Source organism: Brachybacterium sp. Marseille-Q7125 (genome assembly GCF_023062615.1).
GTDB lineage: Bacteria > Actinomycetota > Actinomycetes > Actinomycetales > Dermabacteraceae > Brachybacterium.
Map to the genome: position 1 here is coordinate 1 of NZ_JALLAL010000034.1, position 21,029 is coordinate 21,029.

The window sequence follows — 21,029 nt, forward strand, 5'->3', positions numbered from 1 at the left end:
CCGAACAGCCCGCATCGCGATCAACGGCACCACCCAGGACTTCCCACCCGAAATCACCACCGACGCCCGCCACGTCATCACCGCCATCGCCCCCGAGATAGGGCACTAACGATGTCCTAAGTCAGGTGTGAAGAGCCTGAAAACTTCGGTCGGCACGGTCGGCGATAGCTACGATAACGCGCTGGCCGAGACCGTGAATGGCCTCTACAAGACGGAGCTGATCTACTCCAAGCGGATCTGGCGGTCGGTCAGCGAAGTTGAGCTCGCCACGATGGGCTAGGTCCACTGGTGGAACACGTCCCGGCTCCACGAAGCTCTCGGCTACCGAACCCCGCAACCGTCGAAGCGACCTACACTCACCCCACGACGGCCGTGCCCGCGACCGTGTAACCACGGAACGAACCCCAGGACGCTTCATGCTGTTGCGCTCGCGCTCACCGACCTCGAGCCCCTGCTCCAGCGTACAGGCGCAGATGTGCTTCAAATCGCTTGCGCTCCGCGCCGCAGTGCCGCGGCGAGCGCGTCCGCCGATGCGCCGGCAAGGCTCGATCCCCGCAGCCAGGTCCTCGCGCCGCTTCGAGGCGTTCTCCTCGTTGAGGTCGATTTCGTACGCAACCGTCGGGGGAGGCGACCATAGACTGATTATGCTTGAGCGTCACGCAAACTGCTGGCGGAACAGTTCCTTGAACCGCCCCGGAGACGTAACGAGGTCATCGTAGTGCCCCTCTTGGACGAGCCGTCCCTCATGGAGGACATAGATTCTGTCAACTTGCTTCAAGGTCCAAGCCCGATGCGAAACCACACAGGTGATCCTCTCCTTCTTCGACCGAGTCAGTAGCGAGAAGATTTCCTCCTCCGCCTCCGCATCGATCGCCGAAGTGGGCTCATCCAGGATCCAGATCCCAGCGTCGCGTACGACAATGCGGGCGAGCGCGAGCCGCTGCCACTGGCCGCCCGACAGACCGCGCCCACCCCACTGGACGCCGAGCTGGGCATCGAGCCCGCCACTCATCTCCCGGACAAGATCGGCGATCCCCACGAACTCGAGCGCCTCCCATATGCGCGTATCCGGGATATCCTGCTCCGGCGTCCCCAGGAGCACGGAGTCACGAACGGATAGTTGGAACCTTCCGAACTCCTGCGAAAGCGTGCCGATCATCGCGAATCGCTCCGTCTCCGACCTCACCGCCTGATCGACACCGTCGATCAAGACGGAGCCGCTCTGGGCTTGGACTAAACCACAGATAGCCGATACAAGGGTCGTCTTCCCCGCGCCATTAGCTCCGACGATACCGATCATCTCACCCGCCTCGACCTTTACGCTCACGCGATCGAGGGCGGGCTTCGTCGCCCCTGGATAGGTCACCTCGAGATCCCGCACTTCGACAGAACCGATGTCCCGCACTATTCGCTGAGTCTTCGGCTCCCGCTGCTCCTCCGTGAACAGCCGGTAGCCCGCCACCCTCGTGTTAGCTGCCAACACGCGGCCCGCCGCGTTACCCGCATTGCTGGTGGATGCTATCCCGCTGACGATAGCAAGCACGCCGACAGACGCGCCGGCACTCCCGCTGCCAGAAACCGCCAGCATCGCCAAAGCCAGCAGTAGGCAGAGAGCAGTCACGACGCCTGCTGGGAGCTCCACTCCTACGGAACGGAGCCGCAAGCGGCGGAGTACATCCCCCACTGCCTCCCATCTGAGCCCGGCATGCTCCGCGACCCGAGTCGACGTGCCAAGCATCGCAAGTTCAACCCCGGTCGCCTCGTACCTAAGTTGGTCGAAGTGGTACTCGGCAATACGCTCATCCTCGCCCACCACACTCCAGACCGGACGCGCGATCTTCGACACTTTCATGAAAGCCACGATGGAAGGAAACAACGCCAAGACGACGAAAAGTGCCGCGACCCAGTTGTAGTGCCAGATTGTCAAGCACAGCGACACCGCGGTAATCACAGCTCCGGCAACAGTCATCACGGACTGAGGCATCATCGCGAGAAGAGGGATGGCATTCTTCGCTTCCTGAAGCCTGCGCCCACTCCCCGAGTCCTGTACGTCACCTGCGGTGCGCCATGCGGCCGTCCTCGCAAGCTCACGTTTCGCACCGTATTCTAGGTAGGAATTCAGAATCATCCTCACCGAAGCCCCGACGGAGGAGAGCGCCTGCGCGAGTCCGACAATCCCGGCCGTCGCCGCTAAGTTCCCTATCAAATCTGACCCAGCGCACTCCCGGTTGAGACAATCGACCAGCGAACCGAAAGCGATAGCCTGCATGGCGGGAAGTAGCGCGACAACAACCTCGATTGCCGCGCAGCATAACAAGGTTAGCGGCGTCACCCGGAGCGACCACGCCATAACCCAAAACGACAGCCCAAACGGTGGCACCTCCCGAACGTTACGAACGACGCGCCGGAATCGAGCCACGTAGAGCCTCCATCGCTTCCAAGTAGAATCCGCTTGCTGAGAACTTCTTCGCCCAACTAGCGCGTGAACGCATCTCGCCTACTCTCTGCCCCCAGGAGACCGGCCATGTGCGGAAGACGCCGTTCGGCACCTGCTCAGCGTACCAAGCCATCTCAACTCCGTGACGAACGTGGCTGCTACCTCCCCTCACATTATACCTATACCACCCGCCCTCAAGAAAACCCCACCGAGCGCACGTGTTAAGTAGCCGGAAGTGCAGATCGTAGTCTTCACACAAGAATGCCTCTCGCCCCCAACCTCCGATGGAAGTCAATAGTTCGCGGAGAACCATTAGCGTTCCTGCGCAAAACGGATTTCCAGAGCCATTAACACGTAAGGGCCTACTATGGTGCCTCTCGAGAACTTCTTCACGCACTGCCACCTCATATCCCGTCCAGCCAAAATCTACATCATGACGAATCAGGTGCTCATACTGGCGGTCAAACCTCCCAATCGTCGCCAGGTCATCCGAATCCTGGCGTGCGATATACCGACCCCGAGAATTAGCTAAGCCTGTATTCAATGCGTCTACAAGACCGGACCCATCGTTCCGGATTAGGTCAACCCCGGGGAACGTTTCAAGGAGAAAGGATCTATCCTTTTCGGGTATGCCATCGTCGATTACAATCAACTGAATAGCTAGATCGGACTCTTCAGCCTCTACGATCGAAGAAGTCAATGCCGAGTTGTAGCCTCGCATGGGAATTAGAATCGTCAAGTCAATTCGCTCCAAGTTACGCCCCGCCTCTCAGTAGCCTCCGAAACGCATCTACCTGGACGTCCTTTGGCAAGAGATCAAGAATCTCCCACGCAGCCAGAGAACTCCCGCTTTCAAAGTCTTGCCTTACATCTTGAGGCAACGGAATTGGAATGCAGCGTTCAAAGTTTCTCGAGAACAGATATATGACGCGGGATTCACGCGCAATCGTCACAATTATTTGAGACCCGGGGCCCGGGCGGAATATAAGATCCTCGGGAACCGCCTCGAGACGAATCAGCTCTTCATAGTTCACGCCAAGCTCGACTCCTCGACTAGTCAAAGTTTGATTCCCTAGAACTAGCCAGGCATGAATGCCATCAACGTAGGGGCGATACGGTGCACCTATCACAATAGAGAAACCATTAAAGCCTGCGTGTCGCAATTCTCGGCCAGCAAAAATAGACTTTCGCAGGCAGGCAGCCGATTTGTCCACGAGGGCAAGGCATCGCTCAGCCCTATCCGCAACGCAAAATGCGCGAATCCAAGCTTCATCTTGGAGGACTGGACTCCGATACGCAGACTGCCCTTGGATCATCTTCTGAATCAGCTGTTCCCTGTCGAGTCTCCAATGAAATGCAAACCCGACAGCACGGCTAGTCGCACCGATACAGGAGAGCAATTCCGGCATGAAAGACGCGACGGCGAGCTTCTTTACCACTAGCGAACCCTCCAGCTACCGTACGAAACAAAGTACTACTCCGCGGGGCCTTCGAGCATCCCCTTAAGCGGACTTTGGTCGATAGGAAGTAGTGAACTGAAAGCTATTCCGTGCTCCCGTGCTGTTCTCCGCGCAAGGCGATGAACATCTGCTTTCAGAATGTCGGGGAAGTACCTAGCCGTACGAAGACGATTCATCAACACCTCACTGGCGCACTTCTGGTACGGCGCACGACTCGACCAGAAGTGCTCAACACTCTTGCGGACGACATAATTTCTTAGTCCTGCGCAGGTCATTCTAATCGATGTGTCAATATCCTCGTAGCCCCAGCCCTTGAAAGCCGGATCGAATGCCCCGATTCTAATCAAGTCTGACTTTCTAGCTACGAACGCTCCTCCGGGCACTATGGGCACCTCCCAGGCATCGTAACCCGTAGCCCTAGGTAGTCTAGTATAACTGAGTCTTGGCCCGTCCAATACCGCTCCAAACTTCTGCGGAATCCTCTGTTTCGGACTTCCGATACCAAGGCCAACTAATCCAGCGCCGGGAAGGGAGAGTAAAGTGGAAACGGCGAACCGTAGAGAAGTTACCGGGACTCGAACATGCGCGTCAAAAAAGCAGACCACATCTGTTGACGCCGCTTCAACTCCAATCCGACGCGAATTTGAGACGCCATGATGACCTTCATTTATAATGCGCTGGTCGGCGCGAGACGTGCGAGTACTGTTCGATGCTCGTGTATCGTCATCAACGACGTGAATCGTCTCCACTTCATCTCCAAGACTTCTCTTAAGAGAGAGTAATAGTCCCTCACCAGGCTGAAATTCATTTCGCGAACAAACCACGACACTGAGTGACTTCAGTGGCACGCGCGCGATTCTCGGTACCGCGAATGGCATATGGGATTGGAGATACCCCCTGGTGTATCCGCGTTCTTGCAGATCGACCAAACCGAGTTCCGACAGCGTTTTCAGGGAATCATCACGCCTATTTGTCCTGAAGGGAAGGTCTCTTGTCACTTGCGAGAGATGCTGAACCGGAACGTAAGCAAACGCATCAGAGTTGCAAGCAGTCAAAAGGTCGCTCTGACGATGCCTCGGCAAGGTAAATAATGCCGCGCCAATTCCCGGGCGGGGATAGCGCTGTACAGTGCTCTCAGGATTACGCAAAGGCCCTCACCCATTTCTCAGTACCCGCAGCAAGCTGTACTGCGGGTGGGATTCTAACGTGTCTGTCCGTCGCAGTCTTAATCAATTGATCTATTCTCTGAGGGTCAACTAGCCCGAGCGAGGAAAGCTGCCATTTCGACGCGGACCCCAGGCTACATACAGCTCTTGCGAGATCTCTCGTTGGCAGGCTCGGCCATGACAACGAACCGTACGCGAGTACGGCGGCGTTGCCCACCAGCCTCCTTGAAGCCTCACGGAGAAGCAACTTAGAGTGCCATGCACCGTAATATTGGCCGGCACGCCAGCGCATTGGCAAACGGAGAAGACCTTCAACAACACTCACGGAAGCAAACGGCAACGAGATCTGGATACCCTGCTTCCCAGACTCGTTACTAAAATGCTCGAGGTAGTAATTATCGAAGGCCCGGTGAGCCCACTGACGGCGATAGTTTGCATCGGAGGGGCGCGGCCTGTCGATGCGCTCTGCATGTGCCTCGCAGGCTTCAGGAGTGAGTATCGTTTGGCTACGACGCCGCAAATCGTCACGAGTGGCTGCGTACGGATAATCTTCATAGCCCTTTCGTGATCTCATGAACCCACCAATATACTGTGCGGGGTGGAGAGCTCCAAGCGCTGGTCCATGTCGCCATTCATAAAGCAAGTAAAGCAGTTCGTCAGCGCCATTTCCTAAAACTACTCTTGAGAAGACTTCGGACTTTGCGTGCTCGAGCACCGCTTGATATGCGAACCACTGACCGGGCGCTACCGGTAGTCTGGCAGGAGGCTCGTTATTCGACAATCGCCAGTGCTCGCTAGGGTCGATTCTGCGAACTGACATCGACATCTTTCTGGATATTAGTTCAAGATACTCCGGGAGGAGCCTATCTAAATATTGCAGTGTGACTTGCGGTAGTGCAGGTTCGAGGAGCGAAAGCGTAGCTGAGTCAAGTCCGCCGGATTGAAGGAGAAAGCCGTCATTCCTGAAATCATGGGCGAGAGTCGCGCCGAGATCTTCAGCAATTGGATCCCAGAGGTCATTAAAGGGTGTTCTTTCCGGGTAGCCAACTGCGTTTGATAGTAGGCTCCTGAGTTGAAGTTGCGACCGATTGTCAATTGCCGTAAAGAGTGGAGGAACTCGTCTCACGCCAACAAATGGCGAGTCGCCCGGTTGCATTCCGGTGCCAGATATTGTTGAAACTGCTACAGCCTCGATGTCCGGTTTGAGCGACGCACTCGGCAGAGCGTTAATCGAACTTCCAATTTGGATTCTCGGGCCCAGCTCCGAAGTATAAAGTGTTGTGGGCTCTGTGCTCCTTTCCTGTATTACGTTGAGCCCGTGGACGAACACCATCTTGTCGATTTCGAGAAGCTCGCCGGTGGTTGACACAGATACGCCCGCTATTTCCGCACTGGGCAGGTGGAACTTTCTTCCAGCTAGCCGGACTTCGACGTCTGACTGCCCCGATGTGCTCGACTCAAGCGCATAGCGTATATGCAAAACAATCCTCTGGATGGTACGGCGGGTGGCCCACGGCCACGTGAGCCACCCGCTGGACGGCTGTCAGCGAGCTGTAGCCCACGTACTGGTGCTGTCCTCGGCACCATCGCCCTTGCGGACTGTCACCTCGATGTCATCGTTCCGATTCGTATTGAATGCGCGAAGGATCTTCTTGAGCATCTATTGGTCCGTTCTTTCGTGGATTGATTCCTCGATCCGCCGAGCAGTGCTTCACCTCGGCTACGAGGCGTGACGGGCGTCACTCGCATCAGATTAAACGGTTTGACCTGACCATGCAACACTGCGGGGTGAAGCGCCCTGGGTTCCGTTCCGTGTCTCAGCTAGGAGATTCGGAGCATGCCCAAGAAGTTCAGTCCAGAGCTGCGTGACCGTGCCGTGCGCATGGTCTGCGTCTGCCAAGCTCGCGAGGGCGGCCTCCGTGCAGCATCGATCCGTGTCGTCGCACCACAGCTCGGTGTTGGCATGGAGACGCTGCGGATCTGGTGCAACCGCTACGGACCCACCGAGCCGGTCGGACCGGGAGAGCCGCTCGAGGAGTAGAATCGTCGTCTCCGGCGGGAGCTCGCCGAGGCGCGACGTGCGAACGAGATCCTGAAGGACGCCTCAGCGTTTTTCGCAGCGGAACTCGACCGCCCCACGACGAAATGATCGCGTTCATCGACATGCATCGCGAGAAGTTCGGGGTCGGGGCCATCTGCCGCATCCTCGGTGCGACAGTATGTGGGTTCATCACCTCCCGCGGATACCGCGCTGCGAAGAGCAGGCCGGCCTCCGCTCGCAGCGTTCGGGATGAGATGCTGGTGGAGGAGGTGCGGCGGATTCATAAGGCGAACTACAGCGTCTACGGGGTCCGGAAGATGTGGCACGCAATGCGCCACGCGGGATGGGACGTCGGCCGCGACCAGGTCGCGAGGCTGATGTAAATTGCCGGCCCCCAGGGCGTTCGGCGAGGTCGAAAGCCCGTCACCACCTGTCCCGCAGACAGTTGAGTCCCGCATAGTGGTGTAGCGCGGTGGCCGTGATCGTCCCGGACGAGGACGCGGCCACCGTGTGATCCTTCGAGTCAACCTTCCACAGAATCCTCGAACGGAGTCATCACGATGACCGCTCCCCATATTGTCGACCCTCACGGCCTGCTCGGTGAAGCGCTGGCCGAAGCCTCCCCGGATCTGATGCGCACGATGCTGCAAAGGATCATCAACGAGCTCCTCTCCGCGGACGCTGACGCGGTCGCCGGCGCCGAATACGGCCGACCCAGCCCCGAGCGGACCGCCCAGCGCAACGGCTACCGCCATCGCGACCTCGATACCCGCGTCGGCACGATCGACGTCGCCGTCCCCAAGCTCCGCACCGGCACCTACTTCCCCGACTGGCTGCTCGAGCGCCGCAAGCGCGCCGAATCCGCTCTGATCACGGTCGTGGCGGACTGCTATCTCGCCGGCGTCTCCACCCGCCGCATGGCTCCCCGGATGCACGCTTCGCGCACATCGCATCCGGGGCCCCAGCTCGTCAAGACCCTCGGCATCAACTCGCTTTCGAAGTCCCAGGTCAGCAGGATGGCAGCCGATCTGGACGAGCATGTTGAGCAGTTCCGCCACCGCCCGCTGGATGCGGCCGGGCCGTTCACGTTCGTCTCCGCTGACGCGCTGACGATGAAGGTCCGCGAAGGCGGCCGAGTGATCAACGCGGTTGTCCTGCTCGCGACCGGCGTCAACGGCGATGGCCACCGCGAAGTGCTCGGCATGCGAGTCGCCACCTACGAGACCGGGGCAGCCTGGAACAGTTTCTTCGCCGACCTCGTCGCCCGCGGCCTGGGCGGAGTCCGCCTGGTCACCTCCGACGCCCATGCCGGGCTGGTCGAGGCGATCGCCGCCCATCTCCCCGGCGCGTCCTGGCAGCGGTGCCGCACCCACTACGCAGCGAACCTGATGAGCATCTGTCCCAAGGGAATGTGGCCGGCCGTGAAAGCGATGCTCCACAGCGTCTATGACCAGCCCGACGCCGCCGCGGTCAACGCCCAGTTCGAACGGCTGCTGGACTACGTCGACCAGAAGCTCCCGGACGTGGCCGAACACCTCGACGCAGCCCGCGCTGACGTCCTCGCGTTCACCGGCTTCCCCAAGGATGTCTGGGTCCAGATCTGGTCCAACAACCCCACCGAACGCCTGAACCGCGAGATCCGCCGACGCACCGACTCCGTAGGCATCTTCCCCACCCGCGACGCCATCGTCCGCCTCGTCGGCGCGGTCCTGGCCGAACAGACCGATGAGTGGGCCGAAGGCCGCCGCTACCCCGGCCTCGACGTCCTGGCCCGCTGCCGCCTCACCATCACCACTAGCCCCGTGAACGAGGTGAGCACCGATTCCCTTCCCGCACTGACAGCCTGACCCCACTCGCCGAAGGGCCGCTACACCACTTCCAGGGACTTGACCGATCAGGGGAGCTCGGGGCTGGACGGCGCTTGGCATGTAGCCTCCTTAGACCGCTGACGGTAGTCCCAAGCGCCGTCGAGCGCGAACGGGGTGCTGCGTCGGACAGCGTTCGCTCCGGGGGTCAACTTCACGTCGGCGTCGTGCGCGCGCTGGGTCCTCTCCAGGCGGCCGATGGGCGGACGGGAGTATCGCGGGGCTAAGAGGCCTGCCCTCATATCGGGTCTGATCGCACTGTGGAGTATCTCCCGCCCACTGAAGGAAGTGACGGCGTTCCACTGCAATCGGGCGTCCGTCCGCGAGTTCCGGCCGGAGCCCGCATTCTGGAAGGACACGGAGGGATCTGCATCATGGATCGCACGACATCTCAGCGGGCGTCGCTGCGCCTGCTCACCACGAACGAGGCCGCCGACACTCTGGCGCTGTCCCGTCGGACGCTCGAGACGTACCGGCTCCGCGGTACCGGACCCGCCTTCGTGCGCACCGGCAAGTCGCCCCGCGGGGCGGTCCGCTACCGCGAAGCCGACCTCATCGAATGGACTGAGGCTCAGCTCGTGGTGTCGGCGCGGTGACGGCCCACTTTTCGGCATCCGCGCACTCGATGCGTGGCCTGTGGCATCGGTCGCAGTCGACGCCCTGTGACCGCAGGCGAGGGGCGGGATGTCATGTCTGATGTCAGGGAGCGGAAGACCCGTTATCCGGGGATCTACGAGTACGACACCCGCCTGGGAGTGACCCGATACCTATTCCGCATACGGGACAGGGAAGGCAAGTCCATCAAGCGTCGCGGGTTCACGTCTATGGCCCGCGCGCGGGAGGCCCGTTCCGAACTGGAGGCGGAGATTCGATCCGGCAGTTACGCCTCCATGTCCTCTGGGAGGGTGACGGTCGCGTTGTGCTGGGAGCACTATCGAGACTCGAAGTCGACCCGCCTGAAGCCCTCCTCGTTATCTTCGCTGGAGCGATCCTGGGCCTCCTACGTCGAACCGCGATGGGAGGGGTCCAGGTCGCTCAGGTGACGCGACGTGGGATCCAGCGCTGGGTGACCTCTCTGGCGGCGGGTGAGGATGTTCCGATGAGTGAGATGGCGCGCTCCAGGCAGCGGGGCACCCGGTCCGCCACGGTTGTGATCCGTGCGGTCGAGGTCCTTCGAGGGGCTCTCGAGGTGGCCGTCGAGGACCGCCGCATCGCCGCCAACCCGGCGAAAGGTATCGAGCTTCCACGGAAGGGCAGGGGGAAGCGGGGTGCCAATCGGCGCTACCTTTCCCGGGCGGATGTTCGCGCTGCCGCAGGCGTGTGCAGAACCCCTGCCGATCGCTGCTTGTTCCTGGTGCTCGCGCTCGGCGGCCTTCGCTGGGGTGAGGCAGTCGGCCTGCGTGTCGAGGACGTCGACACGGCTCGTGGTCGGCTGCACGTACGCCGGTCCGCGACCTTGGTCGACGGCGTGTGGCACGTGACGGACCCGAAAACGTGGGAGCGGCGTAGCGTCCCGATCCCACGCCATCTCGCAACGGAGCTCGACGCGCTCATCGCTGGCTGATCGGGGGACTCGCTCGCGCTCCCCTCTCCGCGCGATCCTGATGCGTTCCGCACTCTCCCGAGCCATGTTGCTGAAGACGCGCCGGGGAATCCCAGCCGGCTCCAGGCGGCACTCGGACGTGCGGGGATCACGTACCTGTCTCCTCACGATCTTCGGCATACGGCCGCGTCGCTTGCGGTGCAGTCGGGCGCATCAGTCAAGGCAGTCCAGAGGATGCTCGGTCACGAGAGCGCGGCAATGACGCTCGACGTCTACAGCGACCTTTTCGACAGCGATCTGGACGACGTCGCCGCCCGTGCCGACGCCGCGTGGGAGGAGCTGGAGGCGTCACTCGCGGACACGTACACCTGAGCCGTGTGTGTCCACCGCGTGTCCACGGCGTAAACGAAACGACCCCTGATCCGGTGGAACACCAGGTCAGGGGCCATACTCAAAGCGTGATACTCGGTGGAGCTAGGGGGATTCGAACCCCCGACCTTCTCATTGCGAACGAGACGCGCTACCAACTGCGCCATAGCCCCATGTCGCCGGGCGACCTGGCAAGACTAGCACCCGATCAGGGGTGTCGTCGCCTCGCCCGGGCGGTCTTGACGAAGGTCACAGCCTCCTCAGTGCCCGGCTCCCAGCTGCTCACCCTGCCCGCTGGTGCGCAGCTGCTGCAGCTGCTCCATCAGCGCATCGAAGGTCTCCAGGCGCTCCGCGCCGGTGCAGGCCACATAGGCCGGCTGCAGGTAGTCGGGCCGCTCGGCGACCTCCCGTCCGGGCCAGGTACGGATCGACCCGCCGGCCTGGCGCACCAGGTGGAAGCCGGCGGCGACATCCCAGGCGTTGATGTGCCCCAGGCCGGTCGCATCGGCCCAGCCTGCAGCGACGTAGGCAAGCTCGAGCGCGGCGCTGCCGTAGTGGCGCACCGCGGAGACGGAGCGCGCGAGTTCCACGGAGGCGGGGCCCGCGAAGTCCGGGGCTTCTCGGCCGATCGACTGGCCGGGGAAGCCGGAGAGGATCATGGCGTCACGCGCCGGGCGGGTGGGCCGCGGCTCGAGCACGCGGCCGTTAAGCATCGCGGGCCCATCGGCCGCGGTAAACACCTGACCCAGGATCGGGGCGTCGATCACCCCGGCCACAAGCTCCTCCCCCACCGTCACGCCGATCGAGATGCAGAACAGCGGCAGACCGGCCGCGAAATTGCTGGTCCCATCGATCGGGTCGACGTAGAAGGAGACCTGCTGGGCGGCGTCACCGGCCTCTGCCGCCGCCTCCCCGGCGGTGTCCTGCGGGGCCTCGGCAGGGCGCTCCCCGCCTTCCTCGCCGACGATCCGGGCGCTGGGCAGCATGTCCCGCAGCGCGGCGACGATGATGTCCTCCGCAGCCCGGTCATGCTCGGTGACGATGTCGTGGCTGCTGGTCTTGTATTCGCGGGCGATGTGGTCGCGGTCCAGGGCGCGCAGATACTGGGCGGCCTCATGCGCCGCGGCGGTCGCTATCTCGAGCAGGCGGGTGGGGGCAGGCGCGGTGGTGTTCATCGCGGCCAGGCTATCCCGTGCCCTCACCGTCCGGGGAGGGTGCCTGCGCCTCGGACATCAGCCCAGCAGATGCCGCAGATACGGGGTCATCAGCACCCCGTCGGGGTCTGCCGCCTCCCGCACTGCCCGGAAGTCCTCGAACCGCGGGTACAGCTCCCGCAGCTCCCGTGCCCCCAGCCAGTGCTGCTTGCCCCAGTGGGGGCGGGCAGCGAACGGTGCCAGGGCGCGCTGGACCAGCAGCAGGTACGGCGCGGCCTCTTCCCAGCGATAGCGGTGGGCGGCGATGTACACGCTCTCGCGCTCGTAGGCGGTGGACAGCCACACATCATCGGCGGCGACCCGGCGGATCTCCAGCGGGAAGGTGACCCGCACGTTCTCGTCCTCGAAGCGGCGGCGCAGGGCGCCAAAGGCCTCCTCGAAACGGTGCGCGGGGATCGCCCATTCCGATTCGTGGAACCGCACCCGACGGGACGCGGCATACACGCGCGGCGAATCATCCACCACCGTGTCGGTGGAGGCGAAGGCCCGGGAGGCGATCTCCGCGACCGGGCGGCTGAGCGGTGGCAGCAGCGCAGCGCTGCGGCACATCAGCTCGAACACCCCGTTGCCGAGCACCTCGGACTTCATCGTCTCGGCGAGCTTCGACGGGCGCTGCCGCGGTGCCTCCATGCCCCGGCGGCGCATCGTGCGCACCGTCGCCCGCCCGGTGCGGGGGAACCAGAAGAACTCGTGGTGGTCGGCGATCTCGCAGTCCGCCAGGAACGATGCGGCCGTGGCGTCCACCCCCTCGGTGCCCTCCACGAGTTCCAGCCGGTAGGCGGGCACCGCCTGCAGCGTCACCTCGAGGATCACGCCCACCGCGCCGAGGCCCAGCCGCGCGGCCTGGAACAGGTCCGGGTCCTGCGTCGGAGACGTGTCCACGATCGACCCGTCGGCCAGGGCCAGCCGCAGCGCCCGCACCATCCCGGCGAAGCCCGTGTAGTAGGCGCCGGTGCCGTGGGTGCCGGTCTGGATGGCCCCGGAGATCGACTGCCGGTCAATATCCCCCATCACCGTGAGCGCGAGACCGTGCGGGGCCAGCAGGTCCCCGATCGTCCACAGGCGCGTGCCACCGCGCAGGGTCACCAGGCCCGTGCTCAGATCGGCGCTGACCAGTCCCTGATAGCCGTCCAGGGTCATGAGCACCCCGTCGGTGCGCACGAGCGGGGAGAAAGAGTGGCCGCCGCCGATCACGCGCAGCGGCACCCCGAGCGCGCGGGCGCGAGCGAGCGCTGCAGTGACCTCGTCCTCGCTGGTGGGGGCGAGGATTTCCTGCGGGGTGAAGCGAGCCGATCCGCTCCAGTTGCGGTGGCTGTGGGTGGTGATGCTCACCGGTACTCCTTTGGGCCGGCGGCGTGATGTCAGAGGAAGAGCTCCCCTTCGCCGCGATACGTGGGGGTGGTGCCGAGCAGCTCGTCGCCATCGACGAGGTGGTAGTGCGTGAAGTGCTCTGCGGGCTCGCCGGCTTTGGCGTGCCGCAGCCACACGGTATCGCCCACCCGCAGGTCTGCGGCTGCCGGTCCCATGACGGGGGTCTGCACCTCCCCGGCGGCCTCCTGCGGGGCGAAGGCGAGTCCGCCCGGGTGGGCGATTGTGGGCAGACGGTCCTCCCCCGGCACGCCGGAGGCGATCCAGCCGCCGCCGAGCAGGGTTGCGACCTCGGGGGCGGGGCGCCGTACCACGCTGAGGGCCAGCAGCAGCGCGGGCTGCGGCGTGAAGTCCACGTAGCGGTCGAACAGGCCCGGGCCGATGAGGCCCGATCCGGCGGCGATTTCGGTGACCGCGGCTTCGGTGCGGGTGGATTCGATCGAGCCGGTGCCGCCGCCGTTGATGAATTCGAGGTCCGTCAGCTCCCGCACCGCGGCGACCGCCTCGGCGCGGCGCGCGGCGATATCGGGCCGTGACAGGGCCTTCATGCCGCGCACCGCCATGCCGTAGGGCGTGCGGGCGTTGTCGGTGACCCCGGCGATGTGGCCCTCGTAGGCCATCATTCCCACCAGGAGCAGCTGGGGCCGGGCCACGATCTCGCGGGCCAGCGCAGCGGCCTGCGCGGGTGTGCGCACCGGGGAGCGGAAGGCGCCGAAGCGCACCCCGGGCAGCGGCGCGTAGGACACATCCAGCTCGATGGCCACGCGGATCCGGGAGCCGCCCGGCAGCGGCGCCAGGTCCGCGATCGCCGCGCTGATCAGCTCGAGCTGGGCGACCTCGTCGACCATGAGGGTGATGGCCTCCAGCGCAGCGGGGCGGGCGGCGAGCTCGCGCAGGGCGGCGCGCTCCGCCGTCGGGTAGGCGACGACGACGTCATCCATGCCGTGCTCGACGAGCCACAGCGCCTCGGGGAGGCTGTAGGAGAGGATCCCCTGGAACTCGGGGCGGCGCAGCACGCGTTCCAGCAGGCCGCGCACCCGCAGTGACTTGGAGGCCACGCGGATGGGCATGCCCTGTGCGCGGCGGGCGAGGTCCTCGGCGTTGGTGTCGAAGGCGTCGAGATCCAGCACTGCCAGAGGCCGCTGGTCTGCGCCCGCCCGGGCGAGCAGACGCTCGATGGTGGCGATGCGGTCGGTCATGGCGGCTTCTTCCGGGCGGTGCTGGTCAAGCGCGACGGCGCTCGAGGATCTCGTCCAGGCGCAGGTCCAGCGCGGCCGGGAGGGACTCGGAGGTGGCTTCGAGCTCCTCGACGTTCTCCGCCTCCAGCGGGACGCCGGAGCGGAGCATCGACTGGCGGTGGGCGGCGTGGCGGCTGGCGAGGTCATCGACCTCACCGCGCAGTGCATAGGTGGGGCGCGGCACGGGGCGCGGAGTCCACTCCCCGGGCCGCTCCACCTGGGCCCGGGCGCGTTCGGCGGTCTGCTCCAGATCAGTGCGCTCAGCCGGGGTGTCCGTGGCGTCGATGCGGGCCGACGCCCCAGTGGTCCGGGCGGCTGCCTGAGACTCGGCGCGGCGGCGAGCTGTCTCCCGCTCGGCCCGCTCGCGGCGGGCGCGCGTGGCGGCGCGCGTAGCAAGGGCCCGACGGCGCAGCTCGGCGCGGCGCAGCCCGATCAGGTAGACCCCCAGCACCGCGAGCCCGGCCAGGGGCGCCCACCATGGGACGGGGCCGAGCACCGCGGCGATGGTCAGACCGATCACGCTGAGCACCAGCACTGCCAGTACGACGCTCAGCAGGCGACGCGAGCGGACCCGCTCGTCCTCGAGATCCACGCGGATTCCGGGTTCCGCGTCGAAGCGGGGGCGGGCGGTGGGGTCGACGGGACGCAGCATCACGCGGTCCTGGCTCATAGCGGGCCTCATCTCTGCCGGGGAGCGACGGGAGCGCACGGCAGCGGAGAGGTCGCGCGCTTGGGAGGACAGCTCGGCCTGCTCCGCGGCGCGGGCACGGCCCATCACCTCACGGCGGCTCGCCGTGCGCGGCAGCGCATAGGCCAGCCACAGCAGCAGCAGGAGGGCGAAGAGCACCGCTCCGAGATTGATCGACTCCACGCGGCCAGAGTAATGACACCGATGTGGTTTCCCTGGTCACAGGCTGGGCGTGTCGGGCGCGATCTACTTTTCTCGCGGCGAGTCCGTCGGCTTTTCCGCCGCGGCGGCGGCGCGGTGACCGATCTGATTCTGGTGACGCATCTGATTCTTGAGCCGCCGCAGCACGCCGCGCCCGTCCAGATCCAGACGGGCATCCTCCGCGGTGAGAGCGAAGACGAGGTGGTCGCGCCAGGCACCGTCGACGTGGATGGCGCTGCGACGGAGACCTTCGGGCCGCAGCTGCAGCTTTTCGACCACCCGCAGGCTCGCAGCGTTCTCCGGGCGAACGGTCACCTCGATGCGGTGCAGTCCCAGCTCGGCGAAGAGATGGTCCATGAGCAGGGCGGCGGCGCGAGGCACCAGGCCCTGTCCGGCGCGCTCGTGGTCGATCCAGTAGCCCAGGGTGGCGCTGCGCAGTGCCCCGTACTGGATGGGGCCGGCGGTGATCTGCCCGGCCAGCTGCCCGTTCACGGTCAGCGCGAGCGGCAGGTGGGTGCCGTCCTTGGCCTGCTGTTCGCCCCAGCGGCGGACGGATCGGAAGTCGGGGATGCGCCCGGGGTGTTCGGGGTCGGTCGCGTCCCACGGCCGCAGCCACTGAGCGTTGCGCGCCCGCAGGCGTTCGTAGGCGCCGCGGTCGCGTCGTCGCAGCGGTCGCAGCACGAGCTCCTCATCGCGCAGGACGAGCGGCCACACATGCACCATCGCGTCATCGTAGACCGGACAGGATCTGCCCCGAGCCCCCTGTGCCGGGGCGCGCCCTATGGCATGGTGCGCTTATGGATACCGACCCCACCGCTCGCACCGGCTCCCCGGGCTCCCCCGCCGACCCTGAGCGCGTCGCCATCAAGCGTGCGCTGCGCACTCAGCTACGTGCCCGGCGTCGTGAGCTGTACGGCGCTACGGAGGGCGCGCGGAGACGGGAGCGGGAGGGGCAGCAGCTGCTTGAGCATGCCGCCCCGCTGCTCGAGATGATCGCCACGGCCGCAGCGCGCTCCGCGCGGGACGGCAGTGCCCCCGTGCGGGTGTCGGCATTCCATCCCACCCCGACCGAGGCCGACGTGATGCCGCTTGCGGCCGCCCTGGCGCGCTCGGGTGCCGAAATGCTGTTCCCCGTCGCCGCGGGTCGCGAGCTGGACTGGGCGGTGTGGGATGGCCACTCACCGTTCATGGACTCCCCCGGCCGTGGCTTCGGGAACGAGCCCGAGGGCCCGCGCCGCGGCACAGACGCCCTGTCCCACGTGAGCCTCATTCTCGCCCCGGCGCTCGCCGTCGATCGCTCCGGGACGAGGCTCGGACATGGCGGCGGATACTACGACCGTGCGCTGCGCCATGCGCCGGAGGAGGTCCGGATCATCGCCGTCATCAACCCTGATGACCTGTTGCCGACGGGGACGCTGCCGCGGGATGCGCACGATGTGCCGGTCCCGGAGGTGCTGACCGCAGCGGGGCTCGAGGCGCTCGGCTGATCTTGCCGAGCGCACTCCCCCGCACGGCAGGGCCGGGGAGGTCGTAGGATCTGCTCGGCCCGGCCACGGCGGCGGGCTGTGACCCACCCCGGAGGATCCGCGTGCCCACGTACGTCTATGCCTGCAAGAGCTGCGAGCACCGTTTCGAGCAGTACCAGAGCTTCAGCGAGGATTCGCTGACCACGTGCCCCGAGTGCCAGCAGAGCACCCTACGCAAGGTCTTCGACACCGTGGGCATCGTCTTCAAAGGCTCCGGCTTCTACTCCACCGATTCGCAGTCCTCCGCGCCGGGATCGACCGCGGCGAAGAGCCCGAGCAGCGGAGGCTCTGAGGGCTCCGGCTCCGGGGCGTCCGGATCTGACGGTTCGGGGACCCCGTCCTCCACCGGGAGTTCGACGAGCACGAGCAGCTCCGGGAGCTCGACGAGCACCACAGGCGCGAGCGGATCGGCCGCCTGACCTCTCCTCCACAACGGCCCTTTATCCACAATTCGCTTGGGGCCGGGGACGTGCGGGCCGTCGGCGCCTAGCGTCGGGGCCATGCTTTCCCGATTGCGCTCCCAGATTCCGCTGTGGCGACGTGCGCTGCGGCGGCGCCGCCGCACCCTCGCTGCCCTGGCTCTCGCTGTGCTGCTCGCCTCGATCGCCCCCTCCCTGCTGCCGCCATCGACGCACGGCATCACCGTGGCGACCGCTCGTGATGATCTCCCGATCGGCACCGTCCTGGCGCCGGAGGATCTCACGATGGTGCGGGTCGCCGCGCGGCTGGTACCGGTCGGCGCCGTGCAGGAGCCCGCCGATCTGGTCGGCCGAACCGTGACCGTGCCGGTGCCGGCCGGAACCGCGGTGCTCGAACCGATGCTCGAGGACCCTGCCGCCTCTGCCGTGCCTGAGGGATCGGCGCTGGTCGCCGTCCCGGCCCCAGAGGCGCTGACCGCCCATCTGCGACCCGGCACCGCCGTCGCGCTGCAGCTGAGCGATCCCATCACAGGGCAGAGCCGGGAGGTGGAGGGCGTCGTGCTCCAAGCTCCCGCGGCTGCGGCGGACTCACCGCTGCCAGGGAATGCCGCAGGCGGCGGAGCTCCCATGATCGTGCAGGTCAGCCGCGCAGACGTCGGTGAGGTCGCGCACTCATTAACAGCTGGCGGTGTGACGGTGACCGTCATCGGCTAAAGTGCCCCCCGGGCCGCGCCGCGGCCGACCCATCCCCCTCTTCAGTAAGGATGACCCCATGAAGGGCTTCAAGGACTTCGTCATGCAGGGCAACGTCATCGACCTCGCCGTCGGTGTCGTCATCGGTGGCGCGTTCACGGCTCTGATCGGAGCCTTCGTCGACAACCTGATCCAGCCTGTGATCAACGTGTTCGGCGGCACCAACGTGAACGGGCTGTCGTTCAAGATCATTCAGGCCAATGAGGCCACCCGCGTCGATCTGGGCGGGGTGCTCTCGGCCGTGATCGCCTTCCTGATCACCGCTGCGGTGGTCTACTTCGTCTTCGTCCTGCCGATCTCTCAGGCCCGCAAGCTCGACCGTAAGCGTCGCGGCCTGCCGGAGGTCGAGGAGACCCCGGTCTCCGAAGACATCATGCTGCTCACCGAGATCCGCGATGCCCTCACCGGCCGCGGCACCACCCCCGGCACGACCGCGCAGAACCCGCAGAACCCGCCGCAGGTCTGAGCATGACCCCTGGTGCCCCGGCACCGAGCGACCCCGGCGCGGGGCGGGACCGAGAGGTTCCGCCCCGCGCCGTTGTCATGCCCACCACCCCGGAGGCGGTGCATCATGCGGTCATCACCTGGTTCCAGCAGGCGGGGCGGGATCTGCCGTGGCGCCACCCGGATGCCTCCGCCTGGTCGATTCTCGTCTCCGAGGTGATGCTGCAGCAGACCCCGGTCTCCCGGGTGCTGCCGCGTTGGCAGGAGTGGATGCACCGTTGGCCTGCCCCGGCGGATCTTGCTGCCGCCCCGACCGCGGAGGTGCTGCGAGCCTGGGACCGTCTGGGCTACCCGCGCCGGGCGCTGCGGCTGCAGGAATGCGCCCGCGCGATCGTCCGCGATCACGGTGGTGAGGTGCCGCGCGGCATCGACGCGCTGCGGGCCCTGCCCGGCATCGGCGAGTACACCGCCGCGGCGGTCACCGCCTTCGCCCACCACGGCCGCGCCGTCGTCGCCGACACCAACATTCGACGGGTCCTGGCGCGAGCGGTCACCGGCGCCGCACTGCCGGCCCCGTCGTACACAGCCGCCGAAAGAGAGCTGGCCGCGAGCTGGCTACCGGCGCAGGATGAGATGTCGGTGCGCTGGAACCAGGCGGTGATGGAGCTCGGAGCTCTGGTGTGCACTGCCCGCTCACCGCGCTGCGAAAGCTGTCCGCTCGCCGCGGGCCGCTGCGCCTGGGTCGCGGCCGGCTCCCCCGCGCCCCTCGAGGGCTCACGCCGCACCCAGGCCTTTGAGGGCACGGATCGGCAGCTGCGCGGACAGATCATGGCGCTGCTGCGCAGCGATGAGCACCCCGATGCGACGCGCTTAGCGGCACTGGATCCCGCGGATCCGGAGCGCGTGCGACGCTGCACCGCCTCCCTGGTGGCCGATGGGCTCGCCATCTGGGATCACGAGCACCTGCGGCTGCCCTGAGGCCCGCCGCGCCCTGCGCGCTCTCAGCCGTCGAGGCGCCGCATCATCCGCGTATTGCCCAGGGTGTTGGGCTTGACCCGGGCGAGATCCAGGAACTCGGCGATGCCCTCATCCGGGGAGCGCAGCAGCTGCAGATACAGCTCGGGGTCCAGCTGCTCTCCCATCTCCTCGAAGCCGTGCCGGGAGAAGAAGTCGACCTCGAAGGTCAGGCAGAACACGCGGCTGAGCTCGAGCCCGCGGGCACGCTGCAGCAGCTCCTCGAGCATCCGATGCCCGAGGCCCGTGCCCCGCTGGGACGCATGCACCGCGAGGGTCCGTACCTCGGCGAGGTCCTCCCACATCACGTGCAGGGCGCCGCAGCCCACCACCTCGCCCTCGGGGTCGACGGCCACCAGGAACTCCTGGACGGCTTCGTAGAAGGACACCAGATCCTTGCCCAGCAGGATCCCCTCATGCGCGAGGGGCTCGACGAGGGCGTTGATGCCGCGTACGTCCCGGGGCAGTGCAGGGCGGATCATGATCTCGCGGCGCGCTGTGTCGTCCATCGGAGCGCCGGTCATACCCGCTCCTGATGCGGTTGCGCGTTCACGCTGCTGCTGTCAGATCCGCGCGTACCCGGCTGCTCCGACGCGGCGTCATCCTCCTTTGCCGCCGTCTCGCGACGTTCGGCGCGGCGATCCAGCCACTTGTGCAGGGCCGTCACCAGGCGTTCCACGACCAGCGCGATGATCACCGCCGCGATCAGCGCCACGGTGATGGCCAGCAGGTGATTGTGCTCGAACCAGGAGCCGGCCACCGCGCCGATCACACATGAGTAGACCGCCCACACGAAGGTGGACAGCAGCGAGCGGTGCCAGAACTGGCGGTGCGGATACCGGACCGCCCCGGCCACGAGATTCACCGCCGTGCGGCCGAAAGGGATGTAGCGGGCGGTCATGAGAAACAGCAGGGCGCGGCGCTCCAGTCCTCGCTCGGCGGCCTCTACGGCCCGCCGGCCCTTGCCGTCGCGCAGGAAGCGGAAGCGCCGCCAGCCGATCTTCCGGCCGATGAGGTAACCCAGGTTGTCGCCGGTGAACGCACCGGCCCAGGCGGCGAGGGCCACCAGCCAGATCATCGGCTCCCCGGAGCTGGCCCACAGGGAGGACAGGGTGACGATCGTGGATTCGCTGGGCACCGTGGGGAAGAACCCGTCCAGGGCCGCGAAGAGGTACACGACCAGATGCACCCACCAGGCGTCGGCCACCTGGAGGATCCATTCCTCAAGCACCGAGCTCAGCGATAGCAGCCGGTCCATGTCCTCACCTCCTCGCGCGACGAGT

Annotated in this window: 18 protein-coding genes, 1 tRNA gene, 2 pseudogenes and 1 other annotated feature; of the genes and pseudogenes, 12 read left to right on the forward strand and 9 right to left on the reverse strand. The window is 65.6% G+C overall.

Annotated elements, in window-relative coordinates; genetic code table 11:
• Positions 1-133 precede the first annotated feature (133 nt).
• Positions 134-277 (forward strand): annotated as a pseudogene (locus MU407_RS09490) (IS3 family transposase); the annotation flags it as partial.
• A 378-nt stretch (positions 278-655) separates the two neighbouring features.
• On the opposite strand, the gene MU407_RS09495 reads toward MU407_RS09490, so the two are convergent.
• Complete coding sequence (locus tag MU407_RS09495) at positions 656-2,269, reverse strand: ABC transporter ATP-binding protein (protein ID WP_246956895.1); 1,614 nt, start codon at positions 2,267-2,269, stop codon at positions 656-658.
• Positions 2,270-6,900: 4,631 nt separating this feature from the next.
• Here MU407_RS09495 and MU407_RS09500 point away from each other — a divergent pair.
• The 6 genes and pseudogenes from MU407_RS09500 to MU407_RS14370 form a co-directional block, all read left to right on the forward strand.
• Positions 6,901-7,104: a hypothetical protein gene (locus MU407_RS09500; RefSeq protein WP_246956896.1), complete on the forward strand. Its 204-nt coding sequence runs from the start codon at positions 6,901-6,903 to the stop codon at positions 7,102-7,104.
• 65 nt (positions 7,105-7,169) lie between these two features.
• Positions 7,170-7,272 (forward strand) — a sequence feature (AL1L pseudoknot).
• Positions 7,209-7,487: an IS3 family transposase gene (locus tag MU407_RS09505; RefSeq protein WP_246956897.1), complete on the forward strand. Its 279-nt coding sequence runs from the start codon at positions 7,209-7,211 to the stop codon at positions 7,485-7,487. (Overlaps the previous feature by 64 nt.)
• 177 nt (positions 7,488-7,664) lie before the next feature.
• Positions 7,665-8,951: an IS256 family transposase gene (locus MU407_RS09510; RefSeq protein ID WP_246956898.1), complete on the forward strand. Its 1,287-nt coding sequence runs from the start codon at positions 7,665-7,667 to the stop codon at positions 8,949-8,951.
• A 392-nt stretch (positions 8,952-9,343) separates the two neighbouring features.
• Positions 9,344-9,565, forward strand: a complete 222-nt coding sequence (locus tag MU407_RS09515; protein WP_246956899.1) for a helix-turn-helix domain-containing protein — start codon at positions 9,344-9,346, stop codon at positions 9,563-9,565.
• A gap of 503 nt (positions 9,566-10,068) precedes the next feature.
• Positions 10,069-10,533, forward strand: coding sequence for a tyrosine-type recombinase/integrase (locus tag MU407_RS09520; RefSeq protein WP_158239492.1), 465 nt, complete (start codon positions 10,069-10,071; stop codon positions 10,531-10,533).
• A gap of 111 nt (positions 10,534-10,644) precedes the next feature.
• A pseudogene (locus MU407_RS14370) lies at positions 10,645-10,884 on the forward strand (tyrosine-type recombinase/integrase); the annotation flags it as partial.
• Between the two features lie 97 nt (positions 10,885-10,981).
• Here MU407_RS14370 and MU407_RS09530 read toward each other — a convergent pair.
• From MU407_RS09530 to MU407_RS09555, 6 genes are all read right to left on the reverse strand, one after another.
• Positions 10,982-11,054, reverse strand: a tRNA-Ala gene (locus MU407_RS09530).
• 87 nt (positions 11,055-11,141) lie between these two features.
• Complete coding sequence (locus MU407_RS09535; RefSeq protein WP_246956901.1) at positions 11,142-12,056, reverse strand: inositol monophosphatase; 915 nt, start codon at positions 12,054-12,056, stop codon at positions 11,142-11,144.
• Positions 12,057-12,113: 57 nt separating this feature from the next.
• Positions 12,114-13,427 carry a D-arabinono-1,4-lactone oxidase gene (locus MU407_RS09540; protein ID WP_246956903.1) on the reverse strand — a complete coding sequence of 438 codons (1,314 nt, stop codon included), beginning with the start codon at positions 13,425-13,427 and terminating at the stop codon, positions 12,114-12,116.
• Positions 13,428-13,456: 29 nt separating this feature from the next.
• Complete coding sequence (locus tag MU407_RS09545) at positions 13,457-14,662, reverse strand: alanine racemase (RefSeq protein ID WP_246956905.1); 1,206 nt, start codon at positions 14,660-14,662, stop codon at positions 13,457-13,459.
• 25 nt (positions 14,663-14,687) lie between these two features.
• Positions 14,688-15,572, reverse strand: a complete 885-nt coding sequence (locus tag MU407_RS09550; RefSeq protein WP_246956907.1) for a hypothetical protein — start codon at positions 15,570-15,572, stop codon at positions 14,688-14,690.
• A 63-nt stretch (positions 15,573-15,635) separates the two neighbouring features.
• Positions 15,636-16,313, reverse strand: coding sequence for a GNAT family protein (locus MU407_RS09555; protein WP_246956910.1), 678 nt, complete (start codon positions 16,311-16,313; stop codon positions 15,636-15,638).
• A gap of 74 nt (positions 16,314-16,387) precedes the next feature.
• On the opposite strand from MU407_RS09555, the gene MU407_RS09560 reads away from it, so the two are divergent.
• From MU407_RS09560 to MU407_RS09580, 5 genes are all read left to right on the forward strand, one after another.
• Complete coding sequence (locus MU407_RS09560) at positions 16,388-17,077, forward strand: 5-formyltetrahydrofolate cyclo-ligase (RefSeq protein WP_246956913.1); 690 nt, start codon at positions 16,388-16,390, stop codon at positions 17,075-17,077.
• A 101-nt stretch (positions 17,078-17,178) separates the two neighbouring features.
• Complete coding sequence (locus MU407_RS09565) at positions 17,179-17,535, forward strand: FmdB family zinc ribbon protein (RefSeq protein ID WP_102237049.1); 357 nt, start codon at positions 17,179-17,181, stop codon at positions 17,533-17,535.
• Positions 17,536-17,616: 81 nt separating this feature from the next.
• Positions 17,617-18,249, forward strand: coding sequence for an SAF domain-containing protein (locus MU407_RS09570; RefSeq protein ID WP_102237050.1), 633 nt, complete (start codon positions 17,617-17,619; stop codon positions 18,247-18,249).
• Positions 18,250-18,307: 58 nt separating this feature from the next.
• Positions 18,308-18,754 carry a large conductance mechanosensitive channel protein MscL gene (gene mscL, locus MU407_RS09575; RefSeq protein WP_246956915.1) on the forward strand — a complete coding sequence of 149 codons (447 nt, stop codon included), beginning with the start codon at positions 18,308-18,310 and terminating at the stop codon, positions 18,752-18,754.
• Between the two features lie 77 nt (positions 18,755-18,831).
• The gene (locus MU407_RS09580; RefSeq protein ID WP_246956943.1) at positions 18,832-19,710 is read left to right on the forward strand and encodes an A/G-specific adenine glycosylase; all 879 of its coding nucleotides are present in this window, start codon (positions 18,832-18,834) and stop codon (positions 19,708-19,710) included.
• A 23-nt stretch (positions 19,711-19,733) separates the two neighbouring features.
• On the opposite strand, the gene MU407_RS09585 is transcribed toward MU407_RS09580, so the two are convergent.
• Entirely contained in the window at positions 19,734-20,270 is a 537-nt protein-coding gene (locus MU407_RS09585) for an amino-acid N-acetyltransferase (RefSeq protein WP_246956917.1), read from the reverse strand.
• Complete coding sequence (locus tag MU407_RS09590) at positions 20,267-21,004, reverse strand: DedA family protein (protein ID WP_102237052.1); 738 nt, start codon at positions 21,002-21,004, stop codon at positions 20,267-20,269. The genes MU407_RS09585 and MU407_RS09590 overlap by 4 nt, the downstream gene beginning before the upstream one ends.
• Positions 21,005-21,029 lie beyond the last annotated feature (25 nt).

Bases quoted from the DNA above. Each gene is read 5' to 3' on its own strand.
- MU407_RS09515 (WP_246956899.1), top strand. From the start codon at position 9,344: ATGGATCGCACGACATCTCAGCGGGCGTCGCTGCGCCTGCTCACCACG.
- MU407_RS09590 (WP_102237052.1), bottom strand. From the start codon at position 21,004: ATGGACCGGCTGCTATCGCTGAGCTCGGTGCTTGAGGAATGGATCCTC.
- MU407_RS09570 (WP_102237050.1), top strand. From the start codon at position 17,617: ATGCTTTCCCGATTGCGCTCCCAGATTCCGCTGTGGCGACGTGCGCTG.
- MU407_RS09505 (WP_246956897.1), top strand. From the start codon at position 7,209: ATGATCGCGTTCATCGACATGCATCGCGAGAAGTTCGGGGTCGGGGCC.
- MU407_RS09500 (WP_246956896.1), top strand. From the start codon at position 6,901: ATGCCCAAGAAGTTCAGTCCAGAGCTGCGTGACCGTGCCGTGCGCATG.
- MU407_RS09560 (WP_246956913.1), top strand. From the start codon at position 16,388: ATGGATACCGACCCCACCGCTCGCACCGGCTCCCCGGGCTCCCCCGCC.
- MU407_RS09545 (WP_246956905.1), bottom strand. From the start codon at position 14,662: ATGACCGACCGCATCGCCACCATCGAGCGTCTGCTCGCCCGGGCGGGC.
- MU407_RS09555 (WP_246956910.1), bottom strand. From the start codon at position 16,313: ATGGTGCATGTGTGGCCGCTCGTCCTGCGCGATGAGGAGCTCGTGCTG.
- MU407_RS09535 (WP_246956901.1), bottom strand. From the start codon at position 12,056: ATGAACACCACCGCGCCTGCCCCCACCCGCCTGCTCGAGATAGCGACC.
- MU407_RS09585 (WP_246956917.1), bottom strand. From the start codon at position 20,270: ATGACCGGCGCTCCGATGGACGACACAGCGCGCCGCGAGATCATGATC.
- MU407_RS09510 (WP_246956898.1), top strand. From the start codon at position 7,665: ATGACCGCTCCCCATATTGTCGACCCTCACGGCCTGCTCGGTGAAGCG.
- MU407_RS09495 (WP_246956895.1), bottom strand. From the start codon at position 2,269: ATGCAGGCTATCGCTTTCGGTTCGCTGGTCGATTGTCTCAACCGGGAG.
- mscL (WP_246956915.1), top strand. From the start codon at position 18,308: ATGAAGGGCTTCAAGGACTTCGTCATGCAGGGCAACGTCATCGACCTC.
- MU407_RS09520 (WP_158239492.1), top strand. From the start codon at position 10,069: ATGAGTGAGATGGCGCGCTCCAGGCAGCGGGGCACCCGGTCCGCCACG.
- MU407_RS09580 (WP_246956943.1), top strand. From the start codon at position 18,832: ATGCCCACCACCCCGGAGGCGGTGCATCATGCGGTCATCACCTGGTTC.